The sequence below is a fragment of the Microbacterium sp. KHB019 genome, from assembly GCF_037285405.1.
Lineage (GTDB): Bacteria > Actinomycetota > Actinomycetes > Actinomycetales > Microbacteriaceae > Microbacterium.
In genome coordinates this window covers 1-18,637 of the sequence record NZ_JBBDHF010000001.1, presented here as the reverse complement: position 1 = coordinate 18,637, position 18,637 = coordinate 1, and the positions used below count along the sequence as shown (strand labels likewise).

The following is an 18,637-nucleotide window of genomic DNA, read 5'->3' as shown; positions in this document are numbered from 1 at the left end:
GGTCACTCAAGCACGCCGACCCCGCCGGCAGAAGGGGGTTGCGCCAGGGAAGTTGCCCAGAGAAGTCGTGTCAGAAGCCCAGCGCGCGGGCGAGTTTCGAATCAGATGCCGCGGCACGCCCACCGGCGGCGAAGACCGCGGCTTCGACTGCGGCGAAGAACGCGTCGCGCCCGGCCTCGTCGGCAGGGGCAGCGGGGCCCAGTTCGACCTCCCACTCGCGCCACACGCGCTGCGTGCCGTGGCGCAGGTCGGTGGCGCGCACGCGGTCGTCGACGAACTCGGCGATCGCTCCAGCGAGCCCGGTGAGCACATAGGCGGTGCGGCTGTTCTCGATGCGTGCGAGCGGCGTGAGCGGAGCCGTCGTCCAGCGGGCGAGGGCATCGGAGACAGCATCCGGAATCGTGCCCTCCTCACCGGCGCCGTCCAGCGGCCAGGCGATCTCGAGCCGCCCGTCCCCCTCACGCGGCCCCTTGATGTGCCAGCCGGCGTCCGGGCCCCCCGTGCGACGGCGCACGGCGACGCCCGCTCGCGCGAGAGCAGCATCTGCGGTGTCGAAGTAACGGGCGTCGAGTTCACGGAGCTCGCCGGAGGTCACGGCATCCACGGATTCGATTTCAACCCAGTGCGGCAGGGGCGTCGAGACGTCGACGTCGTATTTGCGCTCGACCTCGACGGTGCGTGACCCCTCAGTCATCGTTCAGCGTGAGATCCTCGAGCGCCTCGTCGTACCAGTAATCGACCTCGGTCGGTCCGTCGCCGGACCCGGTGTTCTGCTCGTCCCCGCGGCGGTTGTAGACCACCTGAGTCTCGCTGTAGGGAACGATCAGCTTGTCATCGGCTTCCTCGATGGGAATGATCTGCCCGTCCAGCGGGCCGCCGTGAAGTCGTGCGATTGCCATGAGCACACCATAGTCCTCACTCGGCGGCGATGTCCTCAGCCGATCGCGATGCCGAGAACCGCACCGATGATCATCCAGGGTCCGAATGCGATGCGGGTGGACCGGTTCGCGCGCTTCACCGCCATGAGCGCAAGGGCGTAGATCGCGCCGAGGACGAAGGCGGATGCCGCGCCGATCACGAGCACCTGCATGCCGTGCCATCCGAGCACGAGGCCGATGAGGGCGGCGAGCTTCACATCTCCCCCGCCGATCCCTCCCCGGCTCATGGCGCGGAGCACGACGTAGAAGCCGCCGAGGATCAGCATCCCCACCAGCGCCCCGAGCAGCGCGTCGGTGCGCTGGGTCACGAGCGCGTCGACGCCGACGAGAACGAGGGATGCCGCGAGCGCCGGCAGCACGATCCGATTCGGCAGACGATGGGTGCGGGCGTCGATCGCCAGCAGCCAGATGCCGATTCCCGCGAGGGCCAGGTGCACACCGATGACGGCGACGTCGTACAGCGAGACGTCGAACGGCGAGACCGGAGGCATCCCGGAAGGTTACGAGAAACGCGGATGACGCGGATCCGCCCTGTGGATAACGTCAATGTCCGGTGTACGAATTACCATCGAAGCATCACTTGATTTATTCGTAGATATCTTCGAGGATGGATGCATGGGCACCGCACTTCCCGCCCCCGCGGCTCTCCCTCGCGAGAGCATCGCCTCCCGCGCGCAGGAGGTGCATCGCCTGCGCAGCGAGATCTCCCGCATGCAGCGACGCCGCAGCGACGTACCCTTCCTCCCGCTCGATCCGGCACTGGAGGGGCTGCTTCCCGACCCCGGTCTTCGAGTGGGCTCCGCCTACTCCCTCTCCCCCTCTCCAAGTCTGCTCGGCGCTCTCCTCGCCGCTCCGTCGCAGAAAGGTTCATGGTGCGCGATCATCGGCATGCCCACGATCGGCGTCGAGGCGATGAGCGATCTCGGCGTCGAGCTCGAGCGGCTCATCCTCGTGCCTGACCCCGGTCCGCGCTGGCTCACCGTCGCTGTGGCTCTCTCCGAGGTGATCCCGATCATCGCCGTGCACCCGCGCAGCCGTGTCGCAGACGCCGACATCGCCCGATTGAACGCACGCCTGCGCGACCGCGGCTGCACGCTGCTGGTCACCGCCCCCTGGCCGCAGAGCGAGGCGACGATCCGCGTGGAGGAGACCGAGTGGCACGGTCTGGGCTCCGGGTGGGGGCTGCTGTCCGATCGCACTGTGACGCTGCGGGCATCGGGCCGCCGATTCGAATCCGGCCGTCGGGTGCGCGTGCAGATGCCGACCTCGCTCGGGCGAGTGGATGCCGCTCCTGCCGCGTTGCGGCCTGTCGCACCGTTGCCCGCGCCCGATCTTTCGAGACCCGACCTTCTGGCGGTCGCGGGATGAACACGCCTCCCCGTCACCTCGTGCTGTGGCTGCCGGATTGGCCGGTGCGCGCGGCGCTCGGCTCCCCGCCAGGGGACGAGCCGGTCGCCGTCGTACAGGCGAACCTCGTCGTCGCGTGCTCGGCGTCCGCCCGCGCCCAGGGAGTGCGCCGCGGGCAGCGTCGCCGACTCGCACAGACCAGCTCCCCCGGGCTGCGGATCCTTCCCGCAGACCCGCTGCAGGAGCAGCGGATGTTCCTCCCTGTGCTCCGCCTGCTCGAAGAGCTGGTGCCTGGCATCCAACCGCTGCGACCGGGGTTGGTCGCACTCCGAGCTCGAGGGGCCGCCCGCTATTACGGCGGAGAAGAGCAGGCCGCCCTCCACCTCATCGACACGCTCGCCGAGCACACCCACCCAGGGGCGCGTTCCGGCGTCGCGGACGGCCTGTTCACCGCCGAGCAGGCGGCTCGTCTGGCAGACCCCGTTCGCGTGGTCGGGCAGGGAGGATCGCGTGATTTCCTCGCGCCGCTCCCCGTCCAGGTGCTGAGCGACGAGCAGATCACGACGCTGCTGATGAAGCTCGGGGTGCGCACGCTGGCCGATTTCGCCGCACTCGAGGCAGGTCTCGTCCGCGACCGACTCGGCGAGCGGGGGGTGCGGCTGCACGATCTTGCTGCGGGGGCGGACTCGCGGCCGCTGACGCCGCAGACTCCTGAGCCGCAGCTCGCGCGCGAGATCGTGTTCGACAGCCCCCTCGCGCAGGCCGAGCAGGTCGCCTTCGCGGTGCGTCAGACAGCGGATGCCGTCACCGCAGCCCTCGCCGAGCTCTCACAGGTGTGCACGGAGGTGCGCATCGACCTCACCGATGACGACGGGGGCGTCTCGTCGCGGGTCTGGATGCATCCCACGTCGTTCGAGGCGAGTGATCTGATCGATCGGGTGCGCTGGCAGCTCGAGGGGCTGGCGGGGGCGCTCGCCGACACCGAGCCGGTCGGTTCTGAAAACACCGGTGCCGGCATCCTCGAGGTGCGGATCACCCCGACGCGCGTCGATGACAGCGCGCACCATCAGCCGGGACTGTTCGGGCAGGGTCCCGAGCAGCGCCTGCATCATGCGGTGTCTCGCGTGCAGGCGCTGCTCGGGCATCGCGGCGTCGTGACGCCGCAGGTGACCGGAGGACGACGGCTGGCGGAGAGGCAGCTGTTCCAGCCGTGGGGCGACAAGACCCCGCATGAGCGGAACGCCGAGCTGCCCTGGCCAGGGAGCCTTCCGGCTCCCCTCCCCTCCGAGGTGTTCTCCCCGCCGCTGCCCGCCAGGGTCACCGGGGCAGACGGCACGGCCCCGACAGTGGACGAGCGCGGGATGCTGTCGGCTCCGCCTGCACGGATCGAAGACGTCCCTGTGCTCAGCTGGGCCGGCCCCTGGCCGCTGCGAGAACGCGCCTGGGATGCCGAGCGCGCCCGCAACGCGCAGCGGTTCCAGATCGTCGATGAGTCCCAGCGCGCCTGGCTCGCCCTCTGGGAGGACGGCTCCTGGTGGGTCGAGGGGAGGTATCGCTGATGGGCTTCCACAATCCGGCGATGCCGTGGAATGAGCTCGAGAAGACGCTCAGCGGCGAACCCCTTCCCACCCGGCCGGACCCCGGACCGGTCAGCCGCAAGCGCAGGGCCGTCTCTCCGCCGCCGGTCGCCCCTCCCGAGAACGCCGTCCCGTACGCCGAGCTCCACGCGCACACCTCGTACTCGTTCCTCGACGGCGCCTCCCCTCCGGAGGATCTGCTGTCCGAGGCGGTACGGCTCGGCCTCACCGCGCTCGCGATCACCGATCACGACGGGTTCTACGGCGCCGCGCGCTTCGCCGAAACGGCCGATCTCATGATGAAGCGAGAGCCGAAGGACGGGACACCGAAGATCGAGCTGCAGACCGTCTTCGGCGCGGAGCTGTCGCTCGATCTCCCGGCCCCGCAGGGCGGCGCCCCCGACCCCGTCGGCGAGCATCTGCTCGTGCTCGCCCGCGGCATGGAGGGGTATCACCGGCTCTCGGGCGCGATCACCCGCGCCCAGCTGCGCGGCGGAGAGAAGGGTCGCCCCGTCTACGACCTCGACGATCTCGCGGCGAGCGCCGGCGGTCAGTGGACGATCCTCACCGGATGCCGAAAGAGCGGCGTCCGCCGGGGGCTCGCCGACGGGGATGCCGAAACTCCCCTGCGGCGACTCGTCGACCTCTTCGGGCACGACAACGTGGCCATCGAGCTGTATGACCACGGCGATCCGCAGGACTCCCGCCGTAACGACGCTCTCGCCGAGCTGGCGGCATCCCGTCACCTCCCCATCGTCGCGACGAACAACGTGCACTACGCGGCGCCTCAGCACGCCGGGCTCGCCGAGGCCGTCGCCGCAGTGCGTGCGGTGCGCAGCATGGACGATCTCGACGGGTGGATGCCGTCGCACGGGTCGGCGCATCTGCGCAGTGGCGCGGAGATGACCGAGCGATTCCGCCGCTACCCCGGCGCGATCTCGCACGGGCTGCGCATCGCCGAGGAGTCGGCGTTCGAACTGCGCCGCGCGCGCCCCGCCCTGCCACGGCAGAAGGTTCCTGACGGGCACACGCCGATGAGCTGGCTGCGGCATCTGGTGTGGGAGGCGGTGCCCAACCGGTACCCCCGACTCGATGCCGCCGGCCGTGCCCGCATCGAACGCGAGCTCAACGTGATCGACGAGAAGGACTTCCCCGGCTACTTCCTCATCGTGCACGGCATCGTCGCCGAGGCGAAGCGGCGCGGCATCCTCTGCCAGGGCCGCGGATCGGCAGCTGCGAGCGCGGTCTGCTACCTGCTGGGCATCACCGCCGTCGACCCGATCCTCTACGGTCTTCCGTTCGAACGGTTCCTCGCCAGCACCCGCGAGGAAGAGCCGGATATCGACGTGGACTTCGACTCCGGGCGCCGCGAGGAGATCATCCAGTGGGTCTATGGGGAGTACGGGCGCGAGAACGCGGCGCAGGTCGCGAACGTCATCCAGTACCGCCCGAAGAACGCCGTGCGCGACATGGCGAGGGCACTGGGCTACTCCCCCGGCCAGCAGGACGCCTGGTCGCGCCAGGTCGACGGCTGGGGCGCAGACCTGATGCCCGCCGACGGCCACGACATCCCCGAGACGGTGCTGGAGTACGCCGGTGAGGTTCTGAAGGCGCCACGGCATCTCGGCATCCATTCCGGCGGCATGGTGCTCACCGCGCGTCCAGTGGGCGAGGTCGTTCCGGTCGAGCATGCCCGCATGGAGAAGCGCACCGTCATCCAGTGGGACAAGGATGATGCGGCGTGGATGGGGCTGGTCAAGTTCGACCTGCTGGGGCTCGGCATGCTCGCCGCTCTGCAGAACTGCTTCGATCTCGTCGCCGCCTCGACGGGTGAGACGTGGAAGCTGGAGACCATTCCCAAGGAGGAGGCCGCGGTCTACGACATGCTCTGCCGCGCCGACTCGATCGGAGTGTTCCAAGTCGAATCGCGTGCGCAGATCGGGCTGCTCCCCCGGCTGCAGCCGCGGAGGTTCTACGATCTCGCCATCCAGATCGCTCTCATCCGCCCCGGCCCCATCCAGGGCGGCGCCGTTCACCCGTTCGTCCGGCGCAAGATGGGCGTTGACCCGGTGACCTACCCGCATCCGGTGCTGGAGCCGGTGCTCGAGCGCACCAAGGGCATCCCCGTGTTCCAGGAGCAGCTCATCCAGATGGCGACGGCCATCGGTGACTGCGACGCCGATGAAGCGGACACGCTACGGCGGGCGATGGGGTCCAAACGCGGGCTGGAGCGGATCGACAGCATCCGCGACAAGCTGTACGCCGGCATGACCCGGCACGGGCTCTCCCCGGAGCAGTCCGATCGCATCTACGCGCAGATCCAGGCGTTCGCCCACTTCGGATTCGCCGAATCGCACTCGCTGTCGTTCGCGCTGCTGGTCTATGCCAGCTCGTGGCTGAAGCTGCACTATCCGGCGGCGTTCCTCGCCGGGCTCCTCAACGCGCAGCCGATGGGGTTCTACTCCGCTGCGACGCTCACCGCCGACGCCCGGCGGCACGGCGTGCAGGTGCGGCGTCCCGATCTGCACGCCTCGCGGGCGACTGCTGGTCTGGAGCGAGATGATGACAGGAGAGGTCCCACCGGCAGAGAGTCGTGTGCCGTCTACGAGCAGCCGACCCCAGGCGAATTCGACCGCGACGCACCGGATGAGTCGGAGGCGCATCGCCGTGACGGCGCGTTCGCCGTCCGGCTGGGGATCGGCAGCGTGCGCGGCATCGGCACGCCGATGGCAGAGCGGATCGTCACGGAGCGCGAGGCGAACGGCCCCTACCGGGACCTGCATGATCTGGTGCGCCGAACGGATGCCACGGCGGCGCAGTTGGAGTCCCTGGCATCCGCCGGCGCCTTCGAATGCCTCGGGCTGACTCGCCGCGAGGCGGTCTGGCTCTCCGGCGCAGCCGCCGAGGATCGAGCCCGCTATCTGCCGGGCACCACCCTGTCCGTGCAGCCGCCGCTGTTCACCGATCAGACCAGCTACGAACGCCTGGCCTCTGACCTGTCCACCACAGGCGTCTCCATCGACGACCACCCGATGGTGCACTTCCGCTCGGCACTCGATGAACGCGGCGTGCTCACCGCGACCCAGCTGCGCGAGCATGAGGTCGGGCGGCGCATCGAGGTGGCGGGACTGGTCACGCACCGACAGCGCCCCGCGACGGCATCCGGCATCACGTTCCTTAACCTCGAGGACGAGCACGGCCTGGTCAACGTGGTCTGCTCAGCCGGGGTCTGGAATCGCTATCGCCGCATCGCGCGGGACTCCCCCGCGCTGATCATCCGCGGGATCCTGGAGCGCTCACCCGAGGGTGTGATCAACGTGCTCGCGGATGCATTCCAGGATCTGCGCACCGGCCTCGAGCATCGATCGCGCGATTTCCGCTGACGCGTCGGCTCACCAGAAGCGCGGCGCCTCCGGCTCGGGTTTGCGGTCGGCCCCGCCCCAGCGGAGCGCTTCGTCCGTGACGGCGGATGCCGCGGCATCCGCCCCGCGCAGGGCCACATCGGCTTCGGCCGCACCGGGCCCGACAGGGTCGACCAGCAGCGTGGTGCTGAAACCTGCACGGCCGGGGTTGACCGTGCACTCGAGAACCCGACCGACCCAGGTCGCCGCTCCCGGGACGGCGGACCGGGAGTGCTCGTACCGGATCCGCGTCTCCAGATCCGTCACGGCGAGGACCGAGCGCTCGCCGTTCTCATCCACCCTCTCGACCACCTCGACACGGTGCCCGTGCGGGATCGGGGCGGGCATCGCGATCACGATCGTCCTGTCCATGGCTACAGCCTACGAAGACCGGCGGCGGAGGCAAGGGCTTCGTGTGCAGACGCCTAGACTCACTGCATGCCGTCTCCGCTGCTGTCGCGTCTCGACGCGCGGACCGGCCGCCTGTACTTCGCAGCGCAGGCGGTCGCGGGCGCGGCGTGGTGGGTCGGTACGGCCCTGTCCGAGTCCGTCCGCGAGCTCACACTGGGGCGCCTGGATCCGGTACTGGTGGCCGCTTTCGACGTCCCGCTCTTCGTCATCGCGTCGCTGCTCGTCGCTGTCGGCGTGCGCAGGGCCGTGTGGATCGTCGCACCGTGGACCGCGGTCGTCGCTACCGGCATGGCGCTGTACGCGACGCTCACAGGGCTGGCCGGGTGGGGCGTGCTGCTCATGATCGCCGCCACCGTCGGGAGCATCGCCGCAGGGCTGCTGGTCTGGCTGGGGCGTGCTCCCACCGAGTGGATCCTCTTCGGGCCGTTCTCCTTCCGGCTCGCGACCGCGACGACGACCCGTGCGCACGTCACTCGCTCGGCCGCGCAGATCGTCGTGTTCTGGGGGCTGTTCCTCGGGGTGATCCCGGCGGCCATCGTCTACTTCGAGCAGCGCTGGGGCCTGCACGTCGATTTCCCCGATGCGGTGCGCGTGGGCGGCGGCATCCTGTTCGTCGCCGCGGGCGCGTTGGGGCTCTGGTCGGCCGCCGTGATGTCGACGCGCGGCGAGGGCACACCGCTGCCATCGGCCATGGCGCGGCGGCTGGTGGTCACCGGTCCGTACCGGTTCGTCCGCAATCCGATGGCGATCGCCGGCATCGCACAGGGTGTCGCCGTGGGTCTCGCGGTGGGGTCCTGGCTGGTCGTCGTCTACGCCCTGAGCGGGTCGCTGATCTGGAACTGGATCGTCCGACCGCTCGAGGAGGACGACCTCGAAGCCCGCTTCGGCGCCGACTATGTCGAGTACGCGCACGCCGTGCGGTGTTGGATCCCGCAGTTGCGCCCGTTCAGCGCCGACGTGAACATCGGGTGACTCTGCGGGGATCCACAGACGGTCTTCCCTACGCTGGTGGTCATGGATGCCGGAGCCGAGAACCTCAACGCGATCGCGGCCTGGGCGGTCGCCCTCATGGAGACCCTCGGCGGAGTCGGCGCAGGCGTCGCCATCGCGCTGGAGAATCTGTTCCCCCCTCTGCCGAGCGAGATCATCCTGCCGCTGGCGGGCTTCACGGCCGCGCAGGGCACGCTGGGCCTGGCCGAGGTTCTGATCTGGACGACGGTCGGGTCGATCGTCGGCGCTCTCGCCCTGTACGGCATCGGCGCCTGGCTCGGGCGACGGCGGATGTACGCGATCGCAGAGCGTCTTCCGCTGATCAAAGTCGAGGATGTCGAGCGCACGGAGGCCTGGTTCGAGAAGCACGGATCGAAGGCGGTGTTCTTCGGCCGGATGATCCCGATCTTCCGGAGCCTCATCTCGATCCCGGCGGGCATCGAACGGATGCCGTTGCTGCGCTTCACCGTGCTGACCACCGCGGGGAGTGCGATCTGGAACACGATCTTCGTGCTCGCCGGCTTCTACCTCGGCGCCAACTGGCACATCGTCGAGGAGTATGCGGGAATCTTCCAGAAGGTCGTCATCGCGGTCGTCGTCATCGCCGTCGTCGCCTGGATCGTGGTACGCGTCCGACAGCTCCGCCGCAACAGGGCGACAGCTGCCGCCGGCAGCGCCGACTGACGAACCGCCTTACGACGGGCGCGTCGACGCGAGTATTGGCAGCACTCTACGATCAGGCTCCTGCCGCGCGCCTCACGACCTCGCTCAACTGCTCCCATGCCTTCTCGGTGGGGTCGATGAGCGCGTATGAGGTCGGCCAGAAGCCGGTCGGCTCGTCCAGGGCGGCCTGCGCGCTCACGCCGAACGTCGAATAGCGCTCCTTGTCCATCTGGCCGCTGCGGAAGAACACCACCACCTTGCCGTCCCGCGCGTAACCGGGCTGACCGTAATACAGCTTCGGCGCCAGGTCCGGCGCGACGGACTCGACGATCTCCTGAAGGCGTTCGGCCATCTCGCGGTCGCCATCCGGCATCTGCGCGATCTTCGCGAGCTGCTCCGCCTTCTCGGCCGCTGCCTTCGCAGCACCCTTGGCGCGCTTGGCGTCGGCCTTGAGCTCCGCCGCACGCTGCTTCATCGCGGCGCGCTCTTCTGCGGAGAATCCTCCGGCGTCGTTCTTCGTCATGGTCCTGTCTCCTCGTCGTGTCGTTGCCGTGACCCCACGCTATCGGCGGCGAGTGCGACGGCACTTCTCGATTCCTGACGCGTTCGATCGTTGTCCGGAGCGCGAGCGGGCCTGACAGGATGGACGCATGGCAGGTGCAGACGACCGGGCGGACATCACGGTCATGCGCCGCGTGCGCGACCGGATCGACCGTGAGTTCGCGCGTCCGCTGAACGTCGAGGACCTCGCCCGCGGCGTGCACATGTCGGCCGGTCACCTGAGCCGCGAGTTCCGGCGGATCTACGGCGAGCCGCCCTACTCGTACCTGATGACGAGGCGCATCGAGCGGGCGATGACCCTGCTGCGTCGTGGCGATCTGTCAGTCACCGAGATCTGCTTCGCCGTCGGGTTCTCGTCCCTCGGCACGTTCAGCACCCGGTTCTCCGAGCTCGTCGGAGTCTCGCCGAGCGCGTACCGCGAGGACCCGTCGCATTCAGTGGACGGCATCCCACCGTGCCTGGCCAAGCAGGTCACCAGACCGATCAGGAATCGAGAAGCGCAGGTGACGGCCTCCGCCTAGCGTGGCCTTCATGAACATCAGCATCCACAACACCTTCCTGCCCCACACTGACGCGGACGCCGCCCTCGGCTTCTACCGCGACCTGCTCGGATTCGAGGTCCGCAAGGACGTCGGCTACGAGAACATGCGCTGGATCACCGTGGGACCCGCAGGTCAGTCGACGTCGATCGTGCTGCATCCGCCGGCGGTCGACCCCGGAATCACCGACGACGAGCGCGAGACCATCCTGAACCTCATCGCCAAAGGCGTCTACACCGCACTGACGCTCGCGACCGATGATCTGGATGGTTTCTTCGAGCGCATGGAGGCGGGCGGCGCCGACATCGTGCAGGAGCCGACCGATCAGGACTACGGCGTGCGCGACTGCGCGTTCCGCGACCCGGCCGGCAACCTCATCCGCGTGAACCAGCTCTGACTGACTGCTCGGGCCCGGGTTCTACGATGACGGAGTGACCTCCGCGCGCACGATCCAGACCCTCGGCATTCTCGGAGCCGGCCGGCTCGGCGGCGTGCTCGCCCGGCTCGCGGCATCCGCCGGCCTGCACGTCCTCGTCGCGCGCTCGGGCGACCCCGCGGTCATCGCCGGGCGCATGCGGGCACTCGGTGCGATCGCCGCGCCTGTCGAGACCGTGATCGCCGAGTCGGATGCCGTCATCCTCGCGCTTCCGCTCGGAAAGTACCGGATGCTGCCCGCAGGCGACCTGCGCGGCAAGCTGGTCATCGACGCCATGAACTACTGGTGGGGTTCGGATGGCATCCGAGACGACCTCAGCGATCCGCGGACCTCGACCAGCGAGCTCGTGCAGACGCACCTCGCCGGGGCGCGGGTCGTGAAGGCGCTGAGCCACATGGGATATCAGGACCTCGAGGACGAGGCGCGTCCGGCCGGGGCATCCGGTCGCAAGGCGATCGCCGTCGCCGGTGATAACCCGGCCGATGTCGACGTCGTGTCATCCCTCGTGGACGCGCTCGGGTTCGATCCCGTGCTCGCAGGCCCTCTTGCGTCGGGGATCATGCTCGAGCCAGGCGCTGAAGCGTTCGGCGCCGACGTCGACGCCGCCCAGCTGCGCGACATGCTCGACGGCTTCTGGGCGTCACAGCGGGGAATCGTCGTGGCACGGGCGCGAGAAGCCGGCGGCGCGACATGATTCGCACCTGTGCATCGGGCTGACTATCCGAATGGGCGAGTGCCCGGGACCGGCGCGTCGTGCCAGTATCGCGACCATGTCCGGGCGGTTCCCGTTGCGGCGTCGGCGGCGCGAATCCGCTGCCAGTTGCGGCCGCCGCGCGCGAAAGAGGCACGCACGGACGGAGGCGCCTGCTCGTGCGGGATGGGCGTCGGGATCCATTCGCATGCCCGGACGTGCATCAGGTCGACAGCCCACGCCCCCGGATTCGCGTCGTATCTCCACGCCCCGCCTATCCGGCCGAGCCACAGAGACGCATTCAGATCGCGGGTCCACACGAACGACCTGAGCGCAGCTGACGCGAATCGCTCGAGTCGTCGCGCTGCGCGCTCACCGTACGTCGCATCGGTCTGCACGATGGCGTCGGACAGCGAAGCAGGTGGATGATCGAGTCGTCCGCCGACACCGCACAGTCCTCCCTCGAGTGCCCGCGTCACGGCGATGCCGGTCGGCACATCAGGATCGCGCGAACGCATGGGTGCTCGGTATATCGTCTGCTCCGACATGGTGTCCACTCTCCTCGCCGGCCTTGATCGGCTGCTTCCGCCGGTCAGAGATCCTCGGGCGCGAGGTCGCCCTGTCCTTCGTCGCCGAGTTCCGCCTCCACAGGGTCATCGCCCTGGGTCTCGGGCTGCTCGGCCGACGATGGCAGATCGGCCTCGGGGATCTCGTCGTCCACGTCGCGGATGTCTTCGCCGGCATCAGAAGCGGCGTCCGGTGTCGATTCCATGGTTCCTCCTCGATCACGTGGCGGGGTGCTCCAAGAGCTGATACCGCCATCACGAGCAGTCTCCCGGGGCCGAAGGTGTCGCTGTGAGGGGGTTGACAGGTCTCGGAGCGCGTGACAGAACGTCCGTTTCGCGGCGCTATGCGGGGATGCTGCGTGTGCGCGCGGCCGGGATCAACCGCGGAACGACCTTCACGGCGATGACCATCACGACGAGTTCGACGAGCGTCTGCGTGACGACGATCAGCGGCGCGAGGGCGTACGCCTCGGGAAGAGCAAGAACCAGCGGCAGGACGACGAGCGAGTTCCGCGTCACTCCGCTGAAGACGATCGCTCGCGAGCCGGGCGCATCGAGTCGAGCGACACGAGCTGCGGCCAGTCCGACCGGAACCATGATCGCCGCGAACAGGACGAAGACGAGGATCACCAGCGGGAGCGAACCGATCCGCTCCCCCACGCCGGCGATCTGGGATGCCACGACCACAGCGAGCGTGAGCATCATCAGCGGCACCATGCTCTTTTCGACCGTGCTCAGCACCCGGCCGCCCCAGCGGGTGCGTGCTGCGGCGAGCTGCGTGAGACCGGCTGCGGCGAGCGGCAGGATGATGAGCAGCGCGAAGGCTTCAGCGAACGCCGCGAGGTCGATGCCGAGGACGAAGTCCGCACCGACGAAGGCCCAGAGGTAAAGCGGCAGAAGGAGCATCTGCGCGAGCATCAGCAGTGGCGTGGCTGCGAGCAGCCGATCTCGTGAGCCGCCGGCGAGGCCTGTGAAGACGATGACGTAGTCCACGCACGGGGTGAGCAGCACGAACAGGACACCCACGAGCAGCACCTGGTCATGGGCGACGATGCGGGACAGCATCCAGACGACGATCGGGACGACGGCGAAGTTCACGGCGAAGATCGTCGTCAGGAACCGCCAGTCGCGGAATGCCCGGCCGATCTTCGCGAACGGCACGCCGCAGAACGTCGCGTAGAGCAGCAGACCGAGCACGGGTGTGATGGCGATTTCGGCCGGCTGCGCGATGACCGGAAACAGCAGGCCGACGACAGCGCCGATGGCGAGGGCCGCGAGATAGAGCGGAACCTGAAGACGCTCCATCTGCCCAGTCAAGCAGACAGATGCGGAACGAAGGATTCGGGGATCGTGACGTTGGCGGGGACGCCGACGAACAGCGGCGCGACCTCTTCGAGCGTGTGTCCCGCGATCCCGCAGCCGACCGGCGTGAGGAGGAAGCGGAGTTCAGGATGTGCTGCGGCGTACGCGATGAAGCTTCGGGCCTCGTCGGCGAGCACGTCGAGCCCGTTCATGGTGTCGATGGCGTACGTCCGACCGTGATGGCCATGGCCTTCGCCCCAGACCGCTCCGAAGCGCTGATGAGCCACGCGCGCAGCTCCACCGCCGTGCTGACCGCCGGAGTTGGAGCCGAACACGAAGACCTCATCGGGGCGCAGGACGTCGACGATGTGCGGAGTGATGTCCATATCGCAGGCTGTTGTCATCAGGTTGCGCGAACTCTGACCCGGCCGTCATCCACGCTGACCTCCCAGAGCGGTTGCGGAACGCTGGCTGGGCCGCGCTCGACCTCGCCGTCCTCCAGATGGAACCGGCTGCCGTGCCACGGACACGTGACGCAGCCGTCGGCGTCGAGGGTTCCTTCGTCGAGTGGTCCCCCGGCGTGCGTGCACACCGCCGAGATCGCGTGCAGCTCGCCGTTCTGCCGGGCAAGCAGCACGGGAACGTCTCCGACCGTCACCCGGGTGAGCGAGCCCTCGGCGATGTCGCTCTCGGCGGCGACATCTGTCCACTTGCGAGTCGGTCGCTGGAACGCCGTGTGGTTGACACCGATGCCACGGACGAACGACAGGTGACCGCCGAGATAGGCGGAGCCGAGCGTGAGTGACAGGCCGAAGATGCTGAGCACAATGCCCGCTCCACGATGGCCGCGTCGGCGGGCGAGCCAGGAGCTGGCCTGCAGCACGCTCGCGGTGGCGTTGGATGCCGCGTGGATGAAGCCGACGCGACGGTCGGCGCCGATCGTGTCGGACCAGTCCGAGGCGCCCGAGAGAGCGGTGGGGGCGGATGCCAGGATGCCGAGGCCGACGAGGCGGCGGGCAGCTGCGGCGCTCTCCTCCCCGCCCGCGAGGTCGAGTGCGACCGCAGCGCCCCAGGCGCCGACCGGGAGGTCCGTGAGCATCGGATGCAGTTGATGCCCGAGCCATGATCCGGACAGGGCGTTCTTCACGCCCTTCGACCGGGTCGCCGTCTTGACCCACCCAATCAAGGTCGTGGCTGGCGCATCCAGCTCCTTCGCTCGGCCGATCTTCTGGATCAGCGTCTTCATCGTGCCTGATGCTTCGCTCATGCCGTCTGTCTACTCGCGTGCGGTCACCGGGTCAACGGGTTGACGGTGAGACGAGCAGACCGACGGATCACCGCTCAGTTACACTCACACGCAACAGCGAAGGAGCGTCAGCATGGGCAAAGTCGCCTGGGGGTTCACCGCATCGATCGACGGGTTCATCGCCGGTCCCGGACACGATATGTCGTGGCTCGCCGCTTCCGAACCGCACGCTGAGGGCACCACAGAGCGGATGGCTTCGAAGGTGGCCGTCATCATCTCCGGCCGCGACGGGTATGACGCGGCCCAGGCACAGCGGGACGAGCGTGACGAGATGACTGCCGAAGCCTACGGCGGAGCGTGGTCGGGGACGGAGTTCATCCTCACGCACCGGCCGGAGGAACTGGCGGACGACCCGACCGTCATCGCCGTGAACTGCTCCATCGTCGAGGCGATCGACCGCGCGCAAGCGATCGCCGGCGATCGAGACATTCAGATCATCAGCGCCGATATCGCTCGGCAGGCGCTGGAGCACGATCTCATCGACGAGCTGCAGGTGTTCGTCGCGCCCGTCTTCCTCGGCGACGGGATCCGTATCTTCGATGTCCCCGGTGGGCGCCGCTTCGACTGGGAGCTGGTCGAGATCGATGAGGCGAACAGGCGCAGTCTCGCCCGGACGTATCGACCCAAGAGCAGGACATCCTGAGATGGAGATGGAGAAGGCCCGGAGACTCTTGCGAGTTTCCGGGCCGTACTCTGGTCGGGCTGACAGGATTTGAACCTGCGACCCCCTGACCCCCAGTCAGGTGCGCTACCAAGCTGCGCCACAGCCCGTTGTCTCGCGCTCTCGCGCAGGCAACTCCCCTATCTTAGCCGCACCGCGGTGGGTTCGCGAACCAGAACCTTGCTCGTGTCAGAGCCTCGGCGTACTCTGCCCAACATGCCCACGATCACCACCGCGCTCGCAAGCCCAGAGGTCTGGGAAGACATCCAGCATGCCTTGAGCGGCGGTGGAGACGGTCGCAGCTGCCAGTGCGTCTGGCCGGTATTGACGAATAAGGAGTGGGAGACGACCGACCTCGATCAACGCACCGCGATGTTCCAGGACGAGGTCGTCTCCGCCCGGCCTCCTGGCATCGTCGCGTACATCGACGGCGAAGCCGCCGGTTGGGTCCGCGTCGGGCCACGGCTCTCGCAGCGGCGCCTCGCCCGCACCCGAAACATCGTGGCCACCACCCGCGAGTCCCTCGACGACGACAGTGTCTGGGCGATCAGCTGCTTCGTGGTCCGCAAGGAGCACCGAGGGCAGGGACTGAACGCCGCGCTCCTCCAAGCGTCGATCGAGTACGCGCGAACAGCCGGCGCCCGGGTGATCGAGGGCTATCCGATCGACACGGCGAAGACCGATGTCCGCGTCAACGACCTGTTTCACGGCGCCCTGTCGACGTTCCTCGCTGCCGGCTTCACGAAAATCGACGGCCCCAAGCCCGACCGTCCGCTCGTGAGTCTCGAGGTCGTCTGAGAGGCGCACCCATACGATGGTGGGATGCCGCGCAGCACTCCGCTGAGAACGCTCCTCTCCTGGGCGTTCCTGCCCTACATCGCGATGTCGATCATCCACGTCGCGGCCCTCGCCATCGGCAGCGATATCGCGAACCCGACCAAGCTCTGGCTGATGCCACTGCTCGCGATCCCCGTGCTCGTCTCGTTGCGCCTGCGCCCCGTCGTCGCAATCGCCCTGCTGCTCGCGGCGATCGCCCTGTCGTGGCTCGGCGACGGAGCCGGTGCGTTCTTCCCAGACGGCCCGGAGCTGCCCCTCATGCTGCTCTTCTTCGGCCTCGCCCACGTCGCGTACATCGTCCTGTTCGCCCGCGTATTGCGCGTTCGGCGGATGCCGTGGTGGGCGCTCGTCTACGCAGCCTGGTGGGTCGGGATGATCATCGTGCTCGGACCGCACACCGGCTCTCTGCTTCCCGCCGTCGCCGCGTACGGCCTCGTGCTCGGCGGCACCGCAGCGTTCGCGGCCCGCTGCCACCCGCTCGTCGTGACGGGCGGCGTCTTCTTCCTCATCAGCGACACCGTGCTCGCGTTCCGGCTGTTCATGAGCGACATGATGCCCGACTGGACCAGCCCCCTCGTCATGCTCACCTACACACTCGGCCAGGGCCTCATCGTCGCGGGCGCCTTGGTGGCGCTGCGCACGCGGAGCGTCGCATGACCGGGCAGCTGATGACCTCCCCAGTGCGAGTGGACAGCTGGCTGTGGGCGATCCGCGTCTACAAGACGCGCTCGGCGGCCACCACCGCATGCCGTGCAGGGCATGTACGCGTGAACGGCGACAAGATCAAGGCTGCGCAGACCGTCAAGCCCGGCGACGAGGTACGAGTGCGGATCAGCGGATTCGACCGCATCCTCATCGTCCGTCAGACGCTCACGAAGCGCGTCGGTGCACCCGTCGCCGCGCTCGCCTACGAAGACCGCACACCGGTGCGCGAGCCGATCGCGGCGCTCGGTGTCCGTGACCGCGGCGCTGGTCGTCCGACCAAGCGCGAACGCCGCGACATCGACAGGCTGCGCGGGCGGGACTAACCGAGAGAGGGCGTGAGGCGCTCGCGCAGACGAGGCCACGCGTCGGCGAACCCCGGATGCAGCGGACGATCGTCCACCTCCTCGAACGGCACCCACTCCAGGGCGACGCTCTCCGGGTCACTGATCACTGGTTCGAACGGCTCCACCACGTCGGCGACGACGGTCGTGTACGACCAGATCTCGATGTCGTAGATGCTCGTGAACCGCACGCGTACGGCACCGTCCGGGATGCCGGCTTCCTCCGTCGCCTCGCGGATCGCACCGTCGATGGGGGACTCGCCCTCGTGCAGCGCCCCACCGGGGAGACCCCATGTGCCGCCGAAATGACTCCAGCTGACGCGGTGCTGCAGCAGGATTCCGCGCTCGGCATCCACGGCGAGAAGACCCGCGGCACCGAAACGCCCCCAGTACCGCTCCCCCGTCTCGGCGACGACCCAGGCGTCACCGGGGTCGCGCGGCCCGAGCGGGCGCCGCGGCTCTCCTGGTTCCGGGGGCACGATCGTCACGGGTCCAGCCTTTCACAGCATCCGGATGTCAGGGCTATGCGTTGCGATTCGTTTCGATTCACGGTGCTGGGAGAATGGACTCGTGAAACTCCTCGTCGCCGCCCTCGAATCCGAACTCGTCGCCTTCCCCGAGGATCTCCCCGGGTTCGAGCGCCTCGTCACCGGACCAGGCAAGCTCAAGGCCACCTACGCGCTGACCCGCGCGCTCGACGCCGGCACGTACGACGAGATCCTCGTGGTCGGCACCGCTGGGGCGCTCGACGAGACCATCGACTCCGGCGTGCACGAGGTCCACTGGGCGTTCCAGCACGATGTCATCAACGAAGAGGGTGTCCGCGGCGAACACGTCTCCATGCCGCAGCGCATGCAGCTCGGTGAGGGCGATGTCTCGATCGCGACGGGCGACAGCTTCATCGACGACGCGGAGGCCGTGCAGCTCATCCTGTCTCTCGGCGGCCGCCTGGTCGACATGGAGTCGTTCGCGTACGCATGGGTCGCCGCGCAGTTCGATGTTCCGATCCGCATCTGGAAGGCCGTCTCGGACAGCGCCCAGGACGGTGCGAACCTGACATGGGAGCAGGCGGTGACCGCCTGCTCCCACCAGCTGCGCGATCGCGTGCGCGAGGTCTACGGAGTCTGACCCGACTGGTCTAGGTGTGATGTCCAGGCAGGTTGTTGATTCTGCTGACGGGCGCGGCTCCGACTGCGGAGTGGTGCCTGTGATGATTGTAGAAGTGCAGCCAGCCGGGTCGTCTCGGCGTTCGGATTCGGATCCGTAGAAGCGGGCGTAGGCCCAGCCGTCGGCGAGGGTGCGGTGGAAACGCTCGATCTTGCCATTGGTCTGTGGACGATAGGGGCGGGTGCGTTTGTGTCGGAC

At 68.5% G+C, this 18,637-nt stretch carries 22 protein-coding genes, 1 tRNA gene and 2 pseudogenes; 13 read left to right on the top strand and 12 right to left on the bottom strand.

The window, feature by feature from the left end:
- Window positions 1-70: 70 nt before the first annotated feature.
- Genes KHB019_RS00125 through KHB019_RS00115 form a run of 3 tightly spaced genes read right to left on the bottom strand, consistent with a single transcriptional unit; the run spans window position 71 to window position 1,429 of the window.
- A complete protein-coding gene (locus tag KHB019_RS00125; RefSeq protein ID WP_230103071.1) occupies window positions 71-694 on the bottom strand; it encodes a CYTH domain-containing protein in 624 nt (207 codons plus the stop codon).
- Window positions 687-899 (bottom strand): response regulator, encoded by a 213-nt coding sequence (locus tag KHB019_RS00120; protein WP_230103072.1) that lies wholly within the window; start codon window positions 897-899, stop codon window positions 687-689. The genes KHB019_RS00125 and KHB019_RS00120 overlap by 8 nt, the downstream gene beginning before the upstream one ends.
- Window positions 900-934: 35 nt before the next feature.
- The gene (locus tag KHB019_RS00115) at window positions 935-1,429 is read right to left on the bottom strand and encodes a prepilin peptidase (RefSeq protein WP_325471757.1); all 495 of its coding nucleotides are present in this window, start codon (window positions 1,427-1,429) and stop codon (window positions 935-937) included.
- A gap of 124 nt (window positions 1,430-1,553) precedes the next feature.
- Here KHB019_RS00115 and KHB019_RS00110 point away from each other — a divergent pair, with 124 nt between their 5' ends.
- From KHB019_RS00110 to KHB019_RS00100, 3 genes are read left to right on the top strand one after another with little or no spacing between them, the layout of a single operon-like run.
- Window positions 1,554-2,306, top strand: a complete 753-nt coding sequence (locus KHB019_RS00110; RefSeq protein ID WP_325471756.1) for a hypothetical protein — start codon at window positions 1,554-1,556, stop codon at window positions 2,304-2,306.
- Window positions 2,303-3,844 (top strand): DNA polymerase Y family protein, encoded by a 1,542-nt coding sequence (locus KHB019_RS00105; RefSeq protein ID WP_325471755.1) that lies wholly within the window; start codon window positions 2,303-2,305, stop codon window positions 3,842-3,844. Before KHB019_RS00110 ends, KHB019_RS00105 begins: the two co-directional genes overlap by 4 nt.
- Complete coding sequence (locus KHB019_RS00100; RefSeq protein ID WP_337457844.1) at window positions 3,844-7,245, top strand: error-prone DNA polymerase; 3,402 nt, start codon at window positions 3,844-3,846, stop codon at window positions 7,243-7,245. The genes KHB019_RS00105 and KHB019_RS00100 overlap by 1 nt, the downstream gene beginning before the upstream one ends.
- A 9-nt stretch (window positions 7,246-7,254) precedes the next feature.
- Here KHB019_RS00100 and KHB019_RS00095 read toward each other — a convergent pair whose 3' ends face one another.
- Window positions 7,255-7,635, bottom strand: coding sequence for a hypothetical protein (locus KHB019_RS00095; RefSeq protein WP_337457843.1), 381 nt, complete (start codon window positions 7,633-7,635; stop codon window positions 7,255-7,257).
- Window positions 7,636-7,701: 66 nt separating this feature from the next.
- On the opposite strand from KHB019_RS00095, the gene KHB019_RS00090 reads away from it, so the two are divergent.
- A complete protein-coding gene (locus KHB019_RS00090) occupies window positions 7,702-8,646 on the top strand; it encodes a methyltransferase family protein (protein WP_337457842.1) in 945 nt (314 codons plus the stop codon).
- Between the two features lie 42 nt (window positions 8,647-8,688).
- Window positions 8,689-9,348 carry a DedA family protein gene (locus tag KHB019_RS00085; RefSeq protein ID WP_337457841.1) on the top strand — a complete coding sequence of 220 codons (660 nt, stop codon included), beginning with the start codon at window positions 8,689-8,691 and terminating at the stop codon, window positions 9,346-9,348.
- Window positions 9,349-9,400: 52 nt separating this feature from the next.
- On the opposite strand, the gene KHB019_RS00080 is transcribed toward KHB019_RS00085, so the two are convergent.
- A complete protein-coding gene (locus tag KHB019_RS00080) occupies window positions 9,401-9,850 on the bottom strand; it encodes a DUF1801 domain-containing protein (RefSeq protein ID WP_337457840.1) in 450 nt (149 codons plus the stop codon).
- Window positions 9,851-9,977: 127 nt separating this feature from the next.
- Here KHB019_RS00080 and KHB019_RS00075 point away from each other — a divergent pair, with 127 nt between their 5' ends.
- The 3 genes from KHB019_RS00075 to KHB019_RS00065 are packed head-to-tail and all read left to right on the top strand — an operon-like array spanning window position 9,978 to window position 11,557.
- Window positions 9,978-10,409, top strand: a complete 432-nt coding sequence (locus tag KHB019_RS00075; protein ID WP_337457839.1) for a helix-turn-helix transcriptional regulator — start codon at window positions 9,978-9,980, stop codon at window positions 10,407-10,409.
- Between the two features lie 10 nt (window positions 10,410-10,419).
- A complete protein-coding gene (locus KHB019_RS00070; protein ID WP_337457838.1) occupies window positions 10,420-10,824 on the top strand; it encodes a VOC family protein in 405 nt (134 codons plus the stop codon).
- Between the two features lie 34 nt (window positions 10,825-10,858).
- Entirely contained in the window at window positions 10,859-11,557 is a 699-nt protein-coding gene (locus tag KHB019_RS00065) for an NADPH-dependent F420 reductase (protein WP_337457837.1), read from the top strand.
- A 589-nt stretch (window positions 11,558-12,146) separates the two neighbouring features.
- Here the strand turns inward: KHB019_RS00065 and KHB019_RS00060 are convergent.
- The 4 genes from KHB019_RS00060 to KHB019_RS00045 form a co-directional block, all read right to left on the bottom strand.
- The gene (locus tag KHB019_RS00060) at window positions 12,147-12,326 is read right to left on the bottom strand and encodes a hypothetical protein (RefSeq protein ID WP_230103085.1); all 180 of its coding nucleotides are present in this window, start codon (window positions 12,324-12,326) and stop codon (window positions 12,147-12,149) included.
- A gap of 136 nt (window positions 12,327-12,462) precedes the next feature.
- The gene (locus KHB019_RS00055) at window positions 12,463-13,425 is read right to left on the bottom strand and encodes an arsenic resistance protein (protein WP_337457836.1); all 963 of its coding nucleotides are present in this window, start codon (window positions 13,423-13,425) and stop codon (window positions 12,463-12,465) included.
- A gap of 8 nt (window positions 13,426-13,433) precedes the next feature.
- Window positions 13,434-13,808 carry an A1S_2505 family phage non-structural protein gene (locus KHB019_RS00050; protein WP_337457835.1) on the bottom strand — a complete coding sequence of 125 codons (375 nt, stop codon included), beginning with the start codon at window positions 13,806-13,808 and terminating at the stop codon, window positions 13,434-13,436.
- A gap of 17 nt (window positions 13,809-13,825) precedes the next feature.
- Window positions 13,826-14,689 (bottom strand): Rieske 2Fe-2S domain-containing protein, encoded by an 864-nt coding sequence (locus KHB019_RS00045; protein WP_337457834.1) that lies wholly within the window; start codon window positions 14,687-14,689, stop codon window positions 13,826-13,828.
- Window positions 14,690-14,801: 112 nt separating this feature from the next.
- On the opposite strand from KHB019_RS00045, the gene KHB019_RS00040 reads away from it, so the two are divergent.
- Entirely contained in the window at window positions 14,802-15,371 is a 570-nt protein-coding gene (locus tag KHB019_RS00040) for a dihydrofolate reductase family protein (protein WP_325471750.1), read from the top strand.
- A gap of 51 nt (window positions 15,372-15,422) precedes the next feature.
- Here the strand turns inward: KHB019_RS00040 and KHB019_RS00035 are convergent.
- Window positions 15,423-15,499 (bottom strand) — tRNA-Pro (locus KHB019_RS00035).
- Between the two features lie 106 nt (window positions 15,500-15,605).
- Here KHB019_RS00035 and KHB019_RS00030 point away from each other — a divergent pair.
- The 3 genes from KHB019_RS00030 to KHB019_RS00020 are packed head-to-tail and all read left to right on the top strand — an operon-like array spanning window position 15,606 to window position 17,254.
- Complete coding sequence (locus tag KHB019_RS00030; RefSeq protein ID WP_325471738.1) at window positions 15,606-16,187, top strand: GNAT family N-acetyltransferase; 582 nt, start codon at window positions 15,606-15,608, stop codon at window positions 16,185-16,187.
- 24 nt (window positions 16,188-16,211) lie between these two features.
- Window positions 16,212-16,883 (top strand): lysoplasmalogenase family protein, encoded by a 672-nt coding sequence (locus KHB019_RS00025; protein ID WP_337457833.1) that lies wholly within the window; start codon window positions 16,212-16,214, stop codon window positions 16,881-16,883.
- Window positions 16,884-16,894: 11 nt separating this feature from the next.
- Complete coding sequence (locus KHB019_RS00020; RefSeq protein ID WP_337458384.1) at window positions 16,895-17,254, top strand: RNA-binding S4 domain-containing protein; 360 nt, start codon at window positions 16,895-16,897, stop codon at window positions 17,252-17,254.
- Between the two features lie 14 nt (window positions 17,255-17,268).
- Here KHB019_RS00020 and KHB019_RS00015 read toward each other — a convergent pair.
- Window positions 17,269-17,760 (bottom strand): annotated as a pseudogene (locus tag KHB019_RS00015) (NUDIX domain-containing protein); the annotation flags it as partial.
- A gap of 82 nt (window positions 17,761-17,842) precedes the next feature.
- Here KHB019_RS00015 and KHB019_RS00010 point away from each other — a divergent pair.
- Complete coding sequence (locus KHB019_RS00010; protein ID WP_337457832.1) at window positions 17,843-18,400, top strand: phosphorylase family protein; 558 nt, start codon at window positions 17,843-17,845, stop codon at window positions 18,398-18,400.
- A 10-nt stretch (window positions 18,401-18,410) separates the two neighbouring features.
- Here KHB019_RS00010 and KHB019_RS00005 read toward each other — a convergent pair.
- Window positions 18,411-18,637, bottom strand: a pseudogene (locus KHB019_RS00005) (integrase core domain-containing protein); the annotation flags it as partial.